General features: G+C 35.9%; 13 protein-coding genes and 1 pseudogene. 12 read left to right on the top strand and 2 right to left on the bottom strand.

Annotated features, from left to right (window positions below):
* The 12 genes and pseudogenes from CTER_RS28415 to CTER_RS19470 form a co-directional block, all read left to right on the top strand.
* On the top strand, positions 1 to 1065 hold a 1065-nt coding region (locus CTER_RS28415; protein ID WP_004628519.1), incomplete at its 5' end, for a hypothetical protein.
* A gap of 84 nt (positions 1066 to 1149) precedes the next feature.
* The gene (locus CTER_RS19520) at positions 1150 to 1545 is read left to right on the top strand and encodes a flagellar protein FlaG (RefSeq protein ID WP_004628530.1); all 396 of its coding nucleotides are present in this window, start codon (positions 1150 to 1152) and stop codon (positions 1543 to 1545) included.
* A 5-nt stretch (positions 1546 to 1550) separates the two neighbouring features.
* Entirely contained in the window at positions 1551 to 3779 is a 2229-nt protein-coding gene (gene fliD / locus CTER_RS19515; RefSeq protein WP_004628537.1) for a flagellar filament capping protein FliD, read from the top strand.
* A 49-nt stretch (positions 3780 to 3828) separates the two neighbouring features.
* The gene (gene fliS, locus CTER_RS19510; protein WP_004628540.1) at positions 3829 to 4239 is read left to right on the top strand and encodes a flagellar export chaperone FliS; all 411 of its coding nucleotides are present in this window, start codon (positions 3829 to 3831) and stop codon (positions 4237 to 4239) included.
* Between the two features lie 150 nt (positions 4240 to 4389).
* Positions 4390 to 4872, top strand: a complete 483-nt coding sequence (locus CTER_RS19505) for a flagellar protein FlgN (RefSeq protein WP_004628534.1) — start codon at positions 4390 to 4392, stop codon at positions 4870 to 4872.
* A 39-nt stretch (positions 4873 to 4911) separates the two neighbouring features.
* Entirely contained in the window at positions 4912 to 5688 is a 777-nt protein-coding gene (rfbF, locus tag CTER_RS19500) for a glucose-1-phosphate cytidylyltransferase (protein ID WP_004628525.1), read from the top strand.
* 338 nt (positions 5689 to 6026) lie between these two features.
* A complete protein-coding gene (locus tag CTER_RS19495) occupies positions 6027 to 6944 on the top strand; it encodes a glycosyltransferase family 2 protein (RefSeq protein WP_004628520.1) in 918 nt (305 codons plus the stop codon).
* Entirely contained in the window at positions 6931 to 7722 is a 792-nt protein-coding gene (locus tag CTER_RS19490; protein WP_004628511.1) for a radical SAM family protein, read from the top strand. Before CTER_RS19495 ends, CTER_RS19490 begins: the two co-directional genes overlap by 14 nt.
* Before the next feature lie 17 nt (positions 7723 to 7739).
* Positions 7740 to 9101, top strand: a complete 1362-nt coding sequence (locus CTER_RS19485) for a polysaccharide pyruvyl transferase family protein (RefSeq protein WP_004628528.1) — start codon at positions 7740 to 7742, stop codon at positions 9099 to 9101.
* Positions 9101 to 10486: a polysaccharide pyruvyl transferase family protein gene (locus tag CTER_RS19480; protein ID WP_004628522.1), complete on the top strand. Its 1386-nt coding sequence runs from the start codon at positions 9101 to 9103 to the stop codon at positions 10484 to 10486. Before CTER_RS19485 ends, CTER_RS19480 begins: the two co-directional genes overlap by 1 nt.
* A 104-nt stretch (positions 10487 to 10590) precedes the next feature.
* Complete coding sequence (locus CTER_RS19475; protein ID WP_004628513.1) at positions 10591 to 12279, top strand: glycosyltransferase family 2 protein; 1689 nt, start codon at positions 10591 to 10593, stop codon at positions 12277 to 12279.
* Positions 12280 to 12718: 439 nt separating this feature from the next.
* Positions 12719 to 13899, top strand: a pseudogene (locus CTER_RS19470) (IS256 family transposase).
* 578 nt (positions 13900 to 14477) lie between these two features.
* On the opposite strand, the gene CTER_RS19465 reads toward CTER_RS19470, so the two are convergent.
* Together CTER_RS19465 and CTER_RS19460 are read right to left on the bottom strand one after the other, a co-directional pair.
* Positions 14478 to 15464, bottom strand: a complete 987-nt coding sequence (locus CTER_RS19465; protein ID WP_004628514.1) for a glycosyltransferase family 2 protein — start codon at positions 15462 to 15464, stop codon at positions 14478 to 14480.
* 94 nt (positions 15465 to 15558) lie between these two features.
* Positions 15559 to 16536 carry an alpha/beta hydrolase gene (locus tag CTER_RS19460; RefSeq protein ID WP_004628517.1) on the bottom strand — a complete coding sequence of 326 codons (978 nt, stop codon included), beginning with the start codon at positions 16534 to 16536 and terminating at the stop codon, positions 15559 to 15561.
* Between the last annotated feature and the right edge of the window lie 70 nt (positions 16537 to 16606).

Raw genomic sequence — 16606 nt, 5'->3', positions numbered from 1 at the left:
AGGTTTGACGATTCGAAAGAGCAGTTAACAAATTTGCTCAAAATGAAAAATAAATATACAAACTTTGTGAAAAGCAGTGATTTTATTGAACTTTATCCCTATATGGTGTTAGGGTTGATATATGAAAAAGAGCAGGACTTAACCAAAGCTGTCAGTAACTTTGCACATGTTTTATCCAACAATAGAAATGATTTCAGCGCAACTTATAATTTGTTATCAATATTATCAAAGTCTTGCTCTACTGAAGATATACTGAAATTTATGGATGTGCATAAGCTTTCTACCAGTGAAAATTACCTTAATCATATAAAGATATCTTTTATTATACAAAACAATGAACTTGCGGAGAGCTTTATTAACAGAATAAGTGATGAAATTAAAATCAAGACGGGGATATTGCTAAGATATAGTTTACAAAAGGCTGAATATGCACTGACAACAGATATACTAAATAGCCTGTCCGATAACGATATAAATAAAATTTTATCTTCCGGAGAATTTTTTGGTTTCATAGACTTGTTCTTATTGTATCTTGTCACTCAGGATGAAAAGGTATTTTGCTTAATTGAAAAAATACTTGCTAATGAAAAAGGGACAATTAAATTTCTGAGGAGTACTGAAATAAAGACTGAAAGCGACAAAAAAATATTTATTGCTCTTTTGGATAGATGTATAAAAAATCAATGGTTTGATTTATTTGAAAAACTTGTTCTGAATAACGAAAACAGTGATAACGGCTTAAACATGGCGATAGGTCATATGCTGTATAATAATGGATTTGATGAGTTGGCACTGGACTTTTATGATAAAATCCATGACGTAAAGTTTCTGGAAGAAACTGCCTTTATTAATATAGTTGATATATTAATGAAGAGGAACGAGTTGCAGATGGCTCTTGACTATGCCATTTGTGGAGTAGAGCTAAAATACACTGATTATAGGCTTTTTAAATGTGCAATTGAAATATTATGTAAAATAAATAATCAAGCACATAAAAGTGATATGGTTAAACTTGCTCTGAATTACTATCCGGATAGTAATTGGTTGAGGCAACATAAATGCTGATATTGTTCAATAACACAAAAAGGGCTAAACACTTCTTGGTGACCATCCGATAACTATAATAGAGAAATTTTCGGAGGTGCAGGTATGAAAATTGATGGAGCAGATATTATTAATACAAATATTGGTATTAGTAACAGTACAGGTTCAAATGCTAATTCCAAAAATGTTGGTGATTTAGATACGGTTAGAAAGCCGCAGCAAACGGTCAAGGCCATATCGCAGATAAATGAATTTGAAATGAATAACATGCCTGTATCGGAAAAAGTGGTAATTGAAGCTATACAAAAAGCAAACAAGGCAATATCCGGCGGCAACAGGAGATTTGAATTTTCTATCCATGAGAAGACGAATGAAATAGTTGTTAAAGTCTATGATTCTGACACAAATGAACTCGTTAGAGAAATACCTAACGAAAAAGTTTTAGATATGGTTGCCAAGATATGCGAGATGGCGGGAATATTAGTTGATGAAAGAAGGTAGAGCATATGGCTATAAGCAGTATTGCAAGTGCATTAAATACAAAATTAAGATTGTCCGGCATGTCTTCAGGTCTTGATACTGATGCTATTGTAAAACAACTGTTGTTGGCGGATCAAGCAAAAATTGACAAGGTATTACAGAAGAAACAAATATCACAATGGAAGACGGATGCTTACAGAGATATAACAGCATCTCTTAAAACATTTTATAATACTTACTTTGATACACTATCAGCTAAAAATTTAAGATCGGCAGGTGCATTAACATGTTATACCGCATCATATGCATCCAGTACGGCTGCTGATTTTATCGGGATAACGCCAGGTGCAAGTGCAAAACCTGGAACTTACACAATTACTGACATAAAGGTGGCAACTTCCGCCAGCAACCGCGCTGCCGGAGATCCGGCACCGTCTCCGGTGACTGCTGATATTGTTACAGGAAATACCATAGACGCAGCAGCAGTAATATCAAAAGACAACGATAATAACAGATTTGTATTTACTTTAAACGGGAAAACAGTAAATATCACTCTTGACGACGGGGCACTTGGTGATTTATCAGCTCTTGAAACAAAATTAAAAGCGGAATTTGATAAGGCGTATGGGCCCGGAAAAGTAACGGTTAGTACTGCCGACGGGAAGTTAAGTTTTAAAGCGGCTCTTAGCACAGATGTTTTCAGTGTAGGAACTGCAAGTAATACCGGATATAGTGAGATATTTGGTGCCAAGCCTACTGCCGGCGCGCCCCTGACTCTAACCGGCTGGAACAACAGATTTGACTTGAAAATTGGTGATACTACTCACACAATTGAACTTCCGACAACAACTTACAGCACAGCAGGTGAATTAATAACAGCGTTGAACAATGCTGTCAAGGATCCCTCGAAATTCGGAGCGAGTGCGGATATTACGTTTGAAGAGAAAGACGGAAAGGTTGTATACAAATCTTCTCAAACTGTTTCCGTCAGTGCTGCAAAGACAAATACCAATGTTGCGCTTGGACTTGCAGCATTACCTGATAATCCGCTTAATCTGTCCAATAAAATAAATTTAAATGAAAAGATCAAGAATATCGACTTTAATGACGGATCATCATTACCCGTTGCCAGTGGTTATTTTACCATTAACGGAAAACAAATAACTTTTGATGCATCAACCATGTCAATAAACGACATTATGAAAAAGGTTAATTCGGATTCTTCGCTGAATGCAACAATAAGTTATGATTTGACCACTAATAGTTTTTCCATTAAATCCAACCGTACAGGTGTAACCTCGACTTTAGATGTTTCAGGTGATCTGATGCAGGTTCTCGGGCTTGAATGTTCGGGTAAAACCGGTACCGATGCAGAGATAACGGTTAACGGACAGAAAATAGTAAGATCTGATAATAATTTCAGCTACAATGGTATAACCTATGATATTAAAAAGGCAACCTCCGACCCAATAACAGTAACAGTTGCAGGTGACACCACTAAAGCCTTTGATACCATAAAGGAATTTGTAACCGAGTACAACAAGCTTATAGAAAAATTGAATGGAAAAATCGGTGAAAAGAGGTATTCTGACTATGTGCCGCTGACGGATGAGCAGAAGAGTGCAATGAGTGAAGACCAAATAAATAAGTGGGAAGAAAAAGCCAAGTCGGGGCTGCTTTATGGCGACTCGGTTATTTCAAGTGCGCTGTCAAGGATGCGTTCCGCATTGTATTCATCAGTTGCTGGAGCCGGAATGAATCTGAGTTCCATAGGAATAACCACCTCTTCCTTTTATCAGGATAAAGGTCAGCTTGTTATTGATGAGACAAAGTTAAAAAATGCACTGGCGAATAACTCTGAGGCAGTTGTAAATCTATTTACCAACAGTTCGGATGTCACATATTTCGAAGCAATGGACGACCAAGCACTAAAAAATAAAAGATATGAGGAATCCGGACTGGCAAATAGAATATCTGATATAATTCAGGATGCCATAAGAACGAGTACGAATAAAGATGGTAAGAAGGGTTCTTTATTGGAAAAAGCCGGAATGGTTGGAGACCGTTCTGAGTTTACAAATATATTGTATAAGGAAATATCCGATTATGACAAGTCGGTAACTGAATTGAACAGAAAGCTTACTGAAAAGGAAACCGCACTTTATAAAAAGTTTACCGCTATGGAATCAGCACTTAGCAAGATGAATTCTCAGTCAAGCTGGTTGACACAACAGTTTGGCGGAGGTTCAAATTAGCATTTGAATATTATTACAGGAATAAAATATAAATGGAGGACTTTAGCTAATGTTAACAAATAGTGGTTATGACCAATATGTATCAAATTCTATTAATACAGCAACTCCAGAAGAGTTAACACTAATGCTGTATAATGGTTTAGTTAAATTTATTATGCAGGCACAGTCGGCGGCAATTGTCAGGGATCTTGAAAAGGCAAATGAAGCAATGAAAAGGGCACAGGCAATTCTAGTGGAATTTAGATCGACTCTCAATATGAATTACGAAGTATCAAAATACTTGGAGAGTATATACGAATATATGCATAGACAACTGCTACAAGCTAATATTAAAAAGGATAAGGATATTCTTGAAGAAGTCTTGGGTTATGCAAAAGACTTAAGGGATACATGGACAAAAGCTATGAAGTTGGCAAAACAACAACACAATATAAGACCATCAGAAGTAATAGCAAAATAATTAATTATAACGACTGAAGCGCCTCGTATGCCCTTTGTGGGATGCGAGGTGTTTTGAATAGCCAGATAATTAATGTTTCTTTGTAATACGGCTGTTGTTGCTTAACATATTTGAATTCGTATAATATGCTAATTAGAAACGGAGGTATTTATGAACGCTGATCAATATATACAGAAGCTTTTGGAACTGTCTGATAAAAAACTAAACGGATTAAGAAAAATATTAAAGCTTACAGAGGAACAAAGCAATGTAATAACAGAAGATAATACTGAAGAGCTTCAACGGATTATAGAGCTTAAACAACAGCAGATGGACATGATTGATGAACTTGATCAGGCGTTTGAGGTATATTACTCAAGACTTAAGTCTTTGATGGGAGTTCAAAGCCTTGAAGAATTAAAAATGTCCGAACTTAATGGTGCATCTGAGCTTAAACAAATAGTAACATCCGTATATGATATTATAAAGCAAATACAGAAGCTGGAAGATTTGAATAATAAAAAGGCCAGGGATATTCTGGATAAATTAAGCAGTGAAATTCGACAGATAAAACAGGCTCAGAAAGTCAATAACGGATATAATATGGGGGGGAACTTACCTCAACAATCGTATTATTTCGACAAGAAGAAATAGAGTTAATTTTCGATAAAATATCTTAAGGGTGTGGATTTAATGAAAGTAGTTATTCTTGCAGGAGGTTACGGAACCAGAATCAGTGAGGAATCACATCTTAAGCCGAAGCCCATGATTGAAATTGGAGAAAGACCTATTTTATGGCATATAATGAAGATATACTCACACTATGGTTATAATGACTTTATTATTTGCCTTGGTTATAAAGGGTATATGATAAAAGAGTTTTTTTCAGATTATTATCTTCATACATCCGATATTACCTTTGATTTTACCGAGGGAAACAGAATGATAGTTCATAACAATGTGGCCGAACCATGGAAAGTAACTTTGGTCGATACAGGACTAAGCACCCAAACTGGCGGTAGAATTAAAAGGATACAAAAATATGTTAATAATGAAACTTTTCTATTTACATATGGTGATGGGGTTTCAGATATCAACATAAATAAACTTATAGAATATCATAAAGAAAAAAAAGTTACAGCAACAATGACTGCGATTCAGCCAGGAGGAAGATTTGGTGTTCTTAATATTGATGATTTAACTGATAATATAGAGTGTTTTACAGAAAAAGCAAAGGAAGATGGCGGGTGGATAAATGGAGGATTTATGGTACTAGAACCCGAAGTATTTAAATATTTGATAGATGATAATACAGTCTTCGAGCATGGACCTCTTGAAATCCTTGCATCAGAGAGAAGGATAGCGGCATTTAAGCATTATGATTTTTGGCAATGCATGGATACTCAAAGGGATAAGCATCAATTAGAAAAGTTGTGGGAATCAGGAAAGGCACCATGGAGGGTATGGTAGATTATACCTTAACCAGGATAAGTGCATATTTCATATAAATATTACATAATATCAAGAATAATTTATGGTAAGAAAATATATACTACACAGTTCCTTTAGTATTATGGAAAGTATTTTAAGATTAGCAAGTTCTAGCTTTTCTAATGGTAGTATCTTCATAATTTTGTTACCAAAATTAATAAACAAATTTATGCAGGTTCTTTTAGTTACTCAGATTGAAAATGACAATTCCATAAGGTAAAAAGTACACTAGTATGATATATAAGTTTTTTATAGATATATGTATCGTGTTAAAGATAAAACTATATAATTAACAATTTGAAAGGGTGACCAAAGGTTTGACAAATAATAAAATCAGCGTTATCATGCTTACATATAACCGTGAAACCCTCATTGGACGAGCCATTAAGAGTATCTTGAACCAGACACTTCTTGACTTCGAATTTATTATTATTGATAATGGTTCTTCTGATAGGAGTGGTATTATTGCAGACGAATATGCATTAATAGATTCACGGATACACGTTATTCACCGCAAATGTGGAAACATAGGTAGCGGCCGTAATGTGGGGCTCGATGTAGCAAATGGGGAGTATATTTCATTTATAGACGATGATGACTATGCTGAGCCGGACTTCCTTGAATTTCTATATAATCTTGTTTGTGAGAATCATGCTGAGATATCAATTTGTGGAGCGATGGATAAGGCCTTCGATAAAAAACTGCTAATGTCCGCAGAGGAAGCTTTAATTGAGCTAATGAGGCGCAAGTACTACAACATGGCGTTCCCCACAAAGCTGTTTACACGGGAACTTAAGAAAACAATTCGATTTCCTGAAAATGATAAGTTTGACGATATATCTCAGATGTACCGGTTACTTGCCAGTGCAAAGAGTGTAGCCTATCACGGTTTACCGAAGTACACGTTTTATCGTCATGAGGGGAACAACTCCGCATGGACTGTTAATCATAGCTTACTTACAAAAGAAACGCTTGATGAGTATCTCTGTGCCTATCGTGAACGCACGAAGTGGCTCAGCAAGTATTTTCCTTCTAGCTCGGCAGCATGGTGCTACTTCGAGTGGTCTTTTATGATTTCCATGGTGGAGAAAATTGACCGTTATAGATTGACTGACTGTGCTGGACTGCAAACGGCTATGCTCCAAGAACTAAGCAGGCATAGCTATGAATTCCTCAATGGAGGTTACATACAAGAATTTGAAAAGGAGTGGTTAAAGCAATATGTTGAATACTAAACGGATGTCTATTGTTCCAACGATGCGGTGTACACTAAGGTGCAAGTTATGTTCTAACCATGTAACAGAGTTCAAGAAACCAATTGATGCTACGGTTGAAGAAATGATTAGAGATATTGATATCTTATTTGAACTATTCGATAAAATTGAGTGGCTTCAATTTGTTGGTGGAGAGATTTTTTTACATAAGGGTATGGCTGAAGTTTACGATCATTGTAAAGTACACCGTGGAAAGTTCAGTAAACTAATTCTTGAAAGCAACGCAACTATTCTTCCACGGGAGGCTGAAATTACGTCACTTCGCAAGTATGGCCAGGATGCTAAAGTTATGATCAGCGACTATGGGATGTTCTCAAGTAAATCTGATGAGTTCATTCGTATCTTGGAATCCAATGAAATTCCATATGTCGTAAAGAAGTACCATGATGATGACCAACATTACGGAGGGTGGATTGACAACACGAGTTGTCGAGACTATGGGGAGTCTGACAGCATGGTTGCAACCAAGGCAGCTCGTTGCCCACAGGTGTTACTTGAAAATATGCATTGTTTTCGCGGAAAGTTGCATCGGTGTTCTAATTCACTGTTTATGTCGGAACTTAAACTATTTGTTCCAAATGATAGGGACTACGTTGACTTATTAGACAAAAGTCAGTCTGACAATATGAAACGTGACATAATAAAAGATTTTTATATATATCCACGTAAGTCTTGCCATTTCTGTTCATGGAAGGACGCGGATAGTCTGCCAAGGTACCCAGCCGCAGAACAAATATAACTTCATGGAGGTAGAAAATGAAATATGGACTTCTGGTAGATTTTGGCGCTCCATATTGTAATTACGGTGACTATGCGCAATCTATCGCAATTGAGCATTTATACGAAAGTATGGAGATCCCAGAAAATGAGATAATCCAGATATCAACAAAGGAACTTGCTACATATGATGGTGAGCAGTTGTTGTTGCCGTATAGCTATGTTTTGCATTTTTTAGTAAGCCCTGAAGATGGAAGAGTTGCATTATCTGACAAGATAACGCCTGTGTTCTTAGGGGCAAGTGTTGAATTTGCAATGCTTTTAAATAGTTATTCTTTGGATAATTTCTTTTCACCTGGGAAAGGATGGATTGAAATGTTTAGAAAGTTTGCACCTATTGGATGCCGCGATGAATTTACGTATAAATTTATAACTCGACTAGGAATTCCGGCATATCTCCAAGGCTGTATTACAAACATTTTACCACATAGAAGAGATGGAATTTATAAGAAAGTTTTGCTTATTGACTGTCCTTCCGAAGTATTGCCGTATATTCCAAATGAACTATTAGCTAATGCAGAAGTGCTGAGTAATGCTGAATATATTGGTAACTTATCCATTCAGGATAATTATATTAAAATTAAACAACGTTATGAGTACTATCGGGACAATGCCGCTTTAGTTGTGACAACACGTTTTCACGTTGTCACTCCTTGTAATGCTATGGGAATTCCAGCAATTTTTACAATGCGCACATTTGATAAACATTCAGAGGATATACGTTTAGATACACTGAATCCATTTATTCAGCTTTGTTCAAGCGAAAATTATTCTGATATCAATTGGTATCCACAATGGCAAGACTTTAGTGAATTAAAGACACATATTACTCAATTGGCAATTGCCAGAATTCATGAGGTATATAAGCGTCATACAGCGACTTCACAAATAAGAGAGTTCTTCCAAACGAGGATTGATGAATACGAAAGTGTTAAGAATACAGAATTAGCTTACAGAACTAGGTTGCGCGATTATATACAGAAAAATTATGCTATACCTGTGCGAGGTCGCTTTTATATTTGGGGAGCGATTCAATTGTTGTGTGACGGAAATAATGTTGTTCTAGCGAATCTAGTTAACGAGAACAATCCAAATTTAGAATTTGTAGGATGGATTGACACATTCAAATCAGGAATATTGGCGAATAAGCCAATACAAAAGCCTGAAGGATTATTTTTGGCAGAAAATGAATTTGTAATTGTTGCCGCTGAAACAGCGGTTCCTGATGCTTTGAACCGTTTCAATAAAATGCAAATAAACGAGAAGCAGTTTTTAATTATTTCCAACACGATGATCGAAGAGGCCGACTTGAAGAAGGTTTTGGCACAAAAGGAGGAGTAATGAAATACGGACTATTAGTTGAATTTGGTGCACAATGCAGTAATTATGGTGATTATGTTCAATCCATCGCAATAGAGTATTTATACGAAAAAATGGATATTCCTAAAAGCGAAATAATATACATCACTGCAAAGGAGTTATCAACTTACAACGGAGAGGAGTTACTACTGCCATATAGCTATGTAATGCACTTGTTTGTATTTCCAGAGTATGAAAATGTTAAACTGTCAAAGAAGATAATCCCAGTATTCTTGGGAGGTAGTTTTTCATTTACGCAATTTGGGGGGAAATACCCTTTAAACAAAGTTCTCACTTTACCTCATTCACAGACGAACGAAAATACTATAACATGGCTTGAAATGTTCAGGAAGTTTGCTCCAATTGGGTGCCGCGATGAGTTTACATATAAATTTATTGCTGCCCAGGGAATTCCAGCATATCTTCAAGGCTGTATTACAAACATTTTTCCATGCAGACCGGATGGTAATTATAAGAAGACATTCTTTGTTGACTGTACTTCTGATATATTACCTTATGTTCCAAAACAGTTACTTGAAAATGCTGAAGTGATGACTAACTATGTCTCAAACGATGGTTTATCCGTCGAGGAAAACTATCAAAGGATAAAACAACGTTATGACTATTATCGAGACAATGCGGCATTAGTAGTAACATCACGCTACCATGTTGCAACTCCATGTAATGCTATGGGTATACCATGTATTTTTATAAACCGTAAGATTAACTACTATTCCAAAGATATCCGTTTAGATACATTGAACCCATATATTCAGCTATATTCAAGTGAGGACTATTCTAATATCAATTGGTATCCACAATGGCAAGACTTTAGTGAGTTAAAGGAATATATTGCTCAGTTAGCAATTGCTAGAATTCGTGAGGTATATAAGCGATATACAGAAACTTCACAAATTAGAAAATTTTTTCAAACAAGGATTGATGGATACGAAAGTGTTAAGAATACAGAAGTAGCTTACAAAACCAAGTTACGTGATTATATACAACAAAATTTTGCTATGCCTATGCAAGGTCGTTTTTATATCTGGGGAGCGATTCAATTGCTGTGTGACGGAAATAATGTTGTCCTAGCGAATCTAGTTAACGAGATCAATCCAAACTTAGAATTTGTAGAGTGGATTGATACATTCAAATCAGGAATATTGGCGAATAAGCCAATACGAAAACCCGACGAATTATGTTTGGCTGAAAATGAATTTGTAATTGTGGCCGCTGAAACAGCGGTTCCGGATGCTTTAAACCGTTTCAATAAAATGCAGTTAAGTCAGAAACAGTTCTTAATCCTTTCTAATACAATGATTGAAGAGTCCGATTTGAAAAAAATTCAATCGCAAACTATCGTTTAATGGGATACGATTCTTTTACCTAATAAACGTTATAAGGAATAGACTGCCTTATGGGTAAAATAGAACTTTTTGAGATTTTTACATAATAGAAGGAAGGATTACTATTGAATAGAATTATTGTCCGTACTAATGCCTACAATGCTGAGAAAACAATTAAACGTGCGATAAATAGTGTTTTAGCACAAAATTTTGTCGGTTATGTTCCTACATACATTTTAGCGAATAATGGATCGACCGATCATACTGGAGAAATAATTGATAATTATGCAAAAAAAAATGATTGGATTGTTCCATTCCATAATAAAGTTAATCGTAGAGGACAATTTGCTGAAAAGCTAATTGAAATCATTGAAGATTATCCAGGCGATGGGTATTTCTTTAATCTCGATGCCGATGATGAGTATTCTCCATTCTTTATCGAGAAGATGATTACTTTTATGGAAGAAAATCGATTAGACGTAGCAGCATGTGGCAGTGATTTTATTGACGCCACAAACAGTGGTCTTTTAGGAATCCGAAGGCTTGAACATAATCTTATTTTAGAAACTCCTGAGGAATTTAGTGAACACTTTGGTTTATATCACCAATTTATGAGAACCGTGTGGGGAAAAGTATATAAACTATCTGTTTTGCGGAAATGTAAGTTTGAACAAGTTAAAACAGTCTCATACGGTAAAGATACGGTATGTACAATGGAAACCTTTTGTAATGCTGAGCGTGTTGGTATCCTCGCAGAGTCGTTGCATAAGTACTATTTTTCACTGAAGTCTGTGTCGCACCTATTAGATTCTAAGAGAATAGTATCTGATCAGATATTATACGAAGAGACAAAGAATTTTCTCGTATCAAAATGTGGCTATGTTAGTCTGCAAAACGAAGAATTCTTATTGCGTGTCTACTTGAGCTCCATTATTGATACTTTAAATTTAGTACTGAATGCACAACTACCACATCTTGAAAAAATGCAATTGGTTCTAGATATTTTTACGTGTAAAATTACAAGGGAAATGTTTAACAGCGGATATATAGAAAATACAGTATTAAATAAAATTCGTGGTATTGTTTTAGAATGGTTACTCACACAAGAAGTATACCAGCAAACAGAAGAGACAAACCTTGCTGTGGAGTTAATAATAATTTTATATGAAGAACATTTACGATTTATAAAGAATGAATACTTATGGTATTATATTCAGAATATACCTAATATAATAAGAAATATTGCGGAAAAAGATTACACACTGACGCTTGAAAAATTACAAACATATTATAAGATGCATGAAAAAGATGTACTTGCTCTGTCGGAGTTGGAGATCATTCTCAATCGAATGCTGAATAAACCGGAAGAGGTGGTTTTTGCCCTTTTCATTGATATTAAAAATAATCGTCCACGGTCTTCGAAAGCATTGAATATTGATTTACAAATAAAGATGCTGATTGCAAAGTATCCACTGCTTGAAAATATGAACGTTGAATTAGCTTGTGCCTTTTCAGATGTAGTAGGTTGGATAATCAGAGGCAATTATACGCAAGCATTAGAAGTATTTATCAATACAAAAAATGTGGAAATTTGTGATGAAGATGTAGAAGTATACATCATGTTTGGTCAAAACTTTTCTGCCGTAGTTGAGAATGCAGACTTATATATATATTTCAAAAAAATGTGGATATCATATTTGATTGATTACTCGCGTAAAGAGGAAGCTAGCAGGGAAATCAAGGATTTTGAGCAAATTTTATCTGAAGATAAGGAGTTTTTGGAGTTAAGAAAAAGGCTATCAAGTATACTCTAAACTATAAGTATTAATTTATTAAACTTCCTCCTTTACAAAAGAATATAATTGCCAAAACATCTATTAGGAATAGCTGTCAAGCCGAAAATTCTTACACAAATAAACCCATGGACTCAAATTCGTCAGAGGAAGTAGCAGAGGCATCCAATTGCATTCAGCATCTAAATAATAGATTGTAAAAAAATTTTGATGGTTTGAAAAAGGTACTAGCTCCTTCTTGGCAAGAGGTTAAGCAAATGTCAGGAGGAGTTTTTATGGGTATAATACCTTAGAATGAAATAGGTAAGGAGTTAAGAACACAATAGAAATTGTTACTGCTTGAGAGAGCGGGTACAATATATTGTGCAAATTGAATAAAGGGTAAAACAGATATGCCCAAAGCTGGTAGGCAAAATTGGCTCACCACAGACACTCTGCCAAAGGAGACTTAGGAGCATGTCTGAAAAAAATCATACAACTAAACGAGGAAATAATCAAAGAGGAATTGAGGAAATTGGTTCAATCCAGCATAGAAGAGACATTAAAGGCCTTTTAGAGAAGGAGGCCGAAGGAATTGGTCCATGCCAGCGAATACGTAGGTACTGCAGGATGTGAGGGCTGTCGTGCGGAACATTATGAAAGAAATCTGACTATAACTTGAAAGATGCTAAAGCTAAAAGGAGTAGCTTTTGAAATAGCAATCATCAAGCGTTACCGCTGCCGGGAAAGTTCCGTGGAAGAGGCATTGATTGAAATGTACCTGGCCGGTATATCCGTTCGTAGAGTGGAAGATCAGAAGCTCTATGTGGTACAAAAGTATTTCCTTCCACCATCAGTGAACTTAACAAGAAGGTATACGTACATATAGAAAACTAGAGAAACCGACAGCTGACTCATAATTCCTACTCGTATATTTATGTTGATGGAATTTATTTGAAAAGAAACTGGGGTGGCGAATATGAGAATGTAGCCATCCTGATTGCAATAGGCGTCAACGAGGACAGGTATCATGAAGTTATTGGCGCCATGGAAGGAATGATAGAAGACAAAGTGAGCTGGATAGAGTTTTTCAAATGGCTGAAAAGCAGAGGACTCTCCGGAATTAAGCTTGTGATCGGCAATAAATGCCTTGGGATGCTGGAATCACTTGGAAAAGTCTATTCAGAAGCAAAATATCAACGCTATGTAGTTCATTTTTACCGAAACATATTCTATGTTGTTCCTCGTTCAAAGATGAAGGAAGTAGCAAAAATGATGAAAGCTATTCATAGCCAAGAAAGTAAGAAAGCTGCCAGAGAAAAGGTCAAGGTTATAATTGAAGAACTCAAACAGATGAAGCTCAAAGAAGCTGTAGATAAATTGGAGAAAGGGATTGAAGAAACCCTAACCTATACGGCATTTCTGTATGAACGTTAGTTAAAGATACGTATGACCAATCTTGTAGAGCGGATTAATCGTGAAATTAAGAGACGTAACAGAGTTGTGGGAACATTCCCCGACGGCAATTCTGTCCTAATACTCGTTTGCGCCCGCTTACGCTATGTTACCGGAACCCAATGGGGCGTAAAGCGGTATATGAATATGAAATACCCTGAAAACTACAGCAAAGAGAAAACAGAATCCGGAAATCTGGCAGGCTAACTGCCAGAAACCAAGCGGCAAAATTTAATTTGAACAAAATACTTGACGGTACCTATGTTGTTGATGGGATTCACTTATTAGTGCAATGGAAGGAGTGAAGAAGACAAAGCGAGCGTGATAGAGTTTTTTCAAATGGCTGAAAGGCCCGAGGACTATCCGAAATTAAGCTGGTAATCGGGGGCAGATGCCTTGGAGTGCTGGAATCCATTGGAAAAGTCTACCGGGAACTAAATACCAACTCTGAGTAGCTCATTTTTATCGAAACATATTCTCCGTTGTTTCTCGTTCCAAGATGAAGGCTGGAGCTAAAATGCTGAAAGTATTCATAGCCAGAAAGGTTGAAGATCTGCGCCCCCGGTATATGATTATGGAACATCTTAAATGCTTAACGGTACTTAAATCTCGTATATTTTTAGGGGTAACTGGAAATTTAAATAAAACATTAATAACTTAACTTGTCTAAGAAGAAACTAAAAAATTCAAACCATCAAAATAATTTATGCCCCCATTCTCTCTAAATGCAGTAACTCAAGCAATTGACTGTATTCAAATATTTAGAACACATCTTCAGTTTCCACTTATATCTTCACATTCTCCAAAATCACAACTGCCTTTTGGCTGTCAAAGGAATTTATTAGAAATGCATCTTTAAACAAATCATGTTTTGCCCGTTCAACAAAGAATATGTTTTCACCATAATTTGAAACATACTTCTTTATTTCTTTATCTATTTTCTGTAATGAATTTATATCAATTTTAGGACTTTTAGTCACATATGCCTTAAACATATCAAACCAGATACCAAGAATTACGAATTCAATAACAGGTTTTAAAATATTGTAACCCTTTTCTTTTCTCATATGTTCCAAATATTCTGTACAAAACGTATTAATTATATCAAAATATTTTGACTTATTTCCTTTATTAGAGAAGGACTCTGGATTATCACGATAATAGTAAAAAGGTCTATCTACTATCCCAACTTTCTGTACTTTACAATATACTCTACTTAAAAAGTCGACATCTTCAAACTGTATCTTATGGATAAACTGAATTTGAGAATCAATAATAATGCTTCGTTTATATAATTTGGTCACAATAAAACCACAGGACATAAACATTCTAACTCTATTATCAAAGGATACTTCTCCCTCCATGCTTTTATCCCAGAGCATCATTTCCTTATTTCTTCGTTCAGTGAAATATCCGCACTCCACTAGATCAAAATCATCTTCGATTGCTTTTTCATACATACACTCATACATTTTGGAGTTGACATAATCATCACTATCGGCAAATGCTATGTACTCACCTGAAGAATATTGCAGGCCAACATTTCTTGCTCCTCCAGGCCCTTGATTTTCATCAAGGTTAATAATTATTATCCTGTCGGTATCCTTTTTCTCAAACTCATATAATATTTCTAAGCTATTGTCAGTTGAACAGTCATTAACAAAAATAAACTCTATTTCCTTAAGGGTTTGCGCCAATAAAGAATTAACCATTTCATCCAAATATTTTGCTGCATTGTAAACTGGAACGATTACAGATACCTTACATTTCATATTTATTATCTCCCCTATAACTTTCTATGCAACATTTAATACTAATCACAGTATTACGCCTTTAGCTCTTCTTGTATAGTACCGCAAATTTACCTTATTTCCCATCCTTTGTTTGCCCGTCCTCCACGCACTCCTTTATAAACTCAACCACAGTTTCCATATATCTATCAGGTTCGGTTATAAAGCTTTGCCCATATTCCTTTGCCCCTGAGTTCCAGTAGTGAACCGGTACAGGGCTTTTTCTGAAATACAGCTCATAAAGCAGCTTTGAATTATAGGAAGTGTTCAATTCCTTTTGGGCACCGTCAATCAGAAGCAGGGGTGTGGGAATGATATCCGGGATCTGCGGGATTATGTCCATATCATTACTAATCTTGGACAGCTTCTTAACAATAAAATCAATGGAATATTTGAACGGATATTTAGGCAGCCAGCTGCCCTCTGTTGTTGCAAAATCTATGTAGTCATCAATCTTTGCGTAGGGACTGTCTGCTACAATGCCAAGAATACTGTCCCTGTACGGGGTTTTGGTAATGGCCGACAGACAGGAGGAGGCACCGGTTGAAAAGCCCATAAGGATTATCTTTTCGGTATCCTGCTGCTTCAGATATTTAATTGCAGTCAAAACATCGGTAGTTTCATTTTTCCCAAAAGTGGAAATTGAACCGGATGAGTTGCCAGACCCTCTTAAATCTATGGTGAGCACGTTTAAGCCCTCGTTGTTAAACCTGGTAATCAATTTAAAGGTTTCCTCATCAAACTGAAGTCTGTTACGGCCATAGTCATGAATCATAAGCACTGTGGTCTTCGAGCCGATGGATGGGAAAAACCAGCCGTTGATTTTTTCCTTGGTTTCACTGCAGTAAAAACTTACATTCTTATAATCAGGTGCGATATTGGAAGAAATCTGCGGCGTATTCAGTTTTGCCGGGTGGGTTATTTTCCAGGCCGACAAAAAGGAAATAACACCTATTGCCAGACATACAAGTACAAATATATATATAATAGCGAGAAAAATATTCTTGGGTAATACGCTCTTTCTTTCTGCGAAAGCAACGGGCTTAAGTTGCATTGGTCAAATCCTCCGGAAATTACTATTGACTAATCTTTATTCAAGTTTTATTATATTTTTATTTATTAGG

The sequence above is a fragment of the Ruminiclostridium cellobioparum subsp. termitidis CT1112 genome, assembly GCF_000350485.1.
GTDB lineage: Bacteria > Bacillota > Clostridia > Acetivibrionales > DSM-1351 > Ruminiclostridium > Ruminiclostridium termitidis.
Note: the sequence above shows the minus strand (reverse complement) of the source record. Positions and strands in the feature narration are given on the sequence as shown.

Bases quoted from the DNA above. Each gene is read 5' to 3' on its own strand.
- CTER_RS19465 (WP_004628514.1), bottom strand. From the start codon at position 15,464: ATGAAATGTAAGGTATCTGTAATCGTTCCAGTTTACAATGCAGCAAAA.
- CTER_RS19480 (WP_004628522.1), top strand. From the start codon at position 9,101: ATGAAATACGGACTATTAGTTGAATTTGGTGCACAATGCAGTAATTAT.
- fliS (WP_004628540.1), top strand. From the start codon at position 3,829: ATGTTAACAAATAGTGGTTATGACCAATATGTATCAAATTCTATTAAT.
- CTER_RS19490 (WP_004628511.1), top strand. From the start codon at position 6,931: ATGTTGAATACTAAACGGATGTCTATTGTTCCAACGATGCGGTGTACA.
- CTER_RS19505 (WP_004628534.1), top strand. From the start codon at position 4,390: ATGAACGCTGATCAATATATACAGAAGCTTTTGGAACTGTCTGATAAA.
- rfbF (WP_004628525.1), top strand. From the start codon at position 4,912: ATGAAAGTAGTTATTCTTGCAGGAGGTTACGGAACCAGAATCAGTGAG.
- CTER_RS19460 (WP_004628517.1), bottom strand. From the start codon at position 16,536: ATGCAACTTAAGCCCGTTGCTTTCGCAGAAAGAAAGAGCGTATTACCC.
- CTER_RS19520 (WP_004628530.1), top strand. From the start codon at position 1,150: ATGAAAATTGATGGAGCAGATATTATTAATACAAATATTGGTATTAGT.
- CTER_RS19485 (WP_004628528.1), top strand. From the start codon at position 7,740: ATGAAATATGGACTTCTGGTAGATTTTGGCGCTCCATATTGTAATTAC.
- fliD (WP_004628537.1), top strand. From the start codon at position 1,551: ATGGCTATAAGCAGTATTGCAAGTGCATTAAATACAAAATTAAGATTG.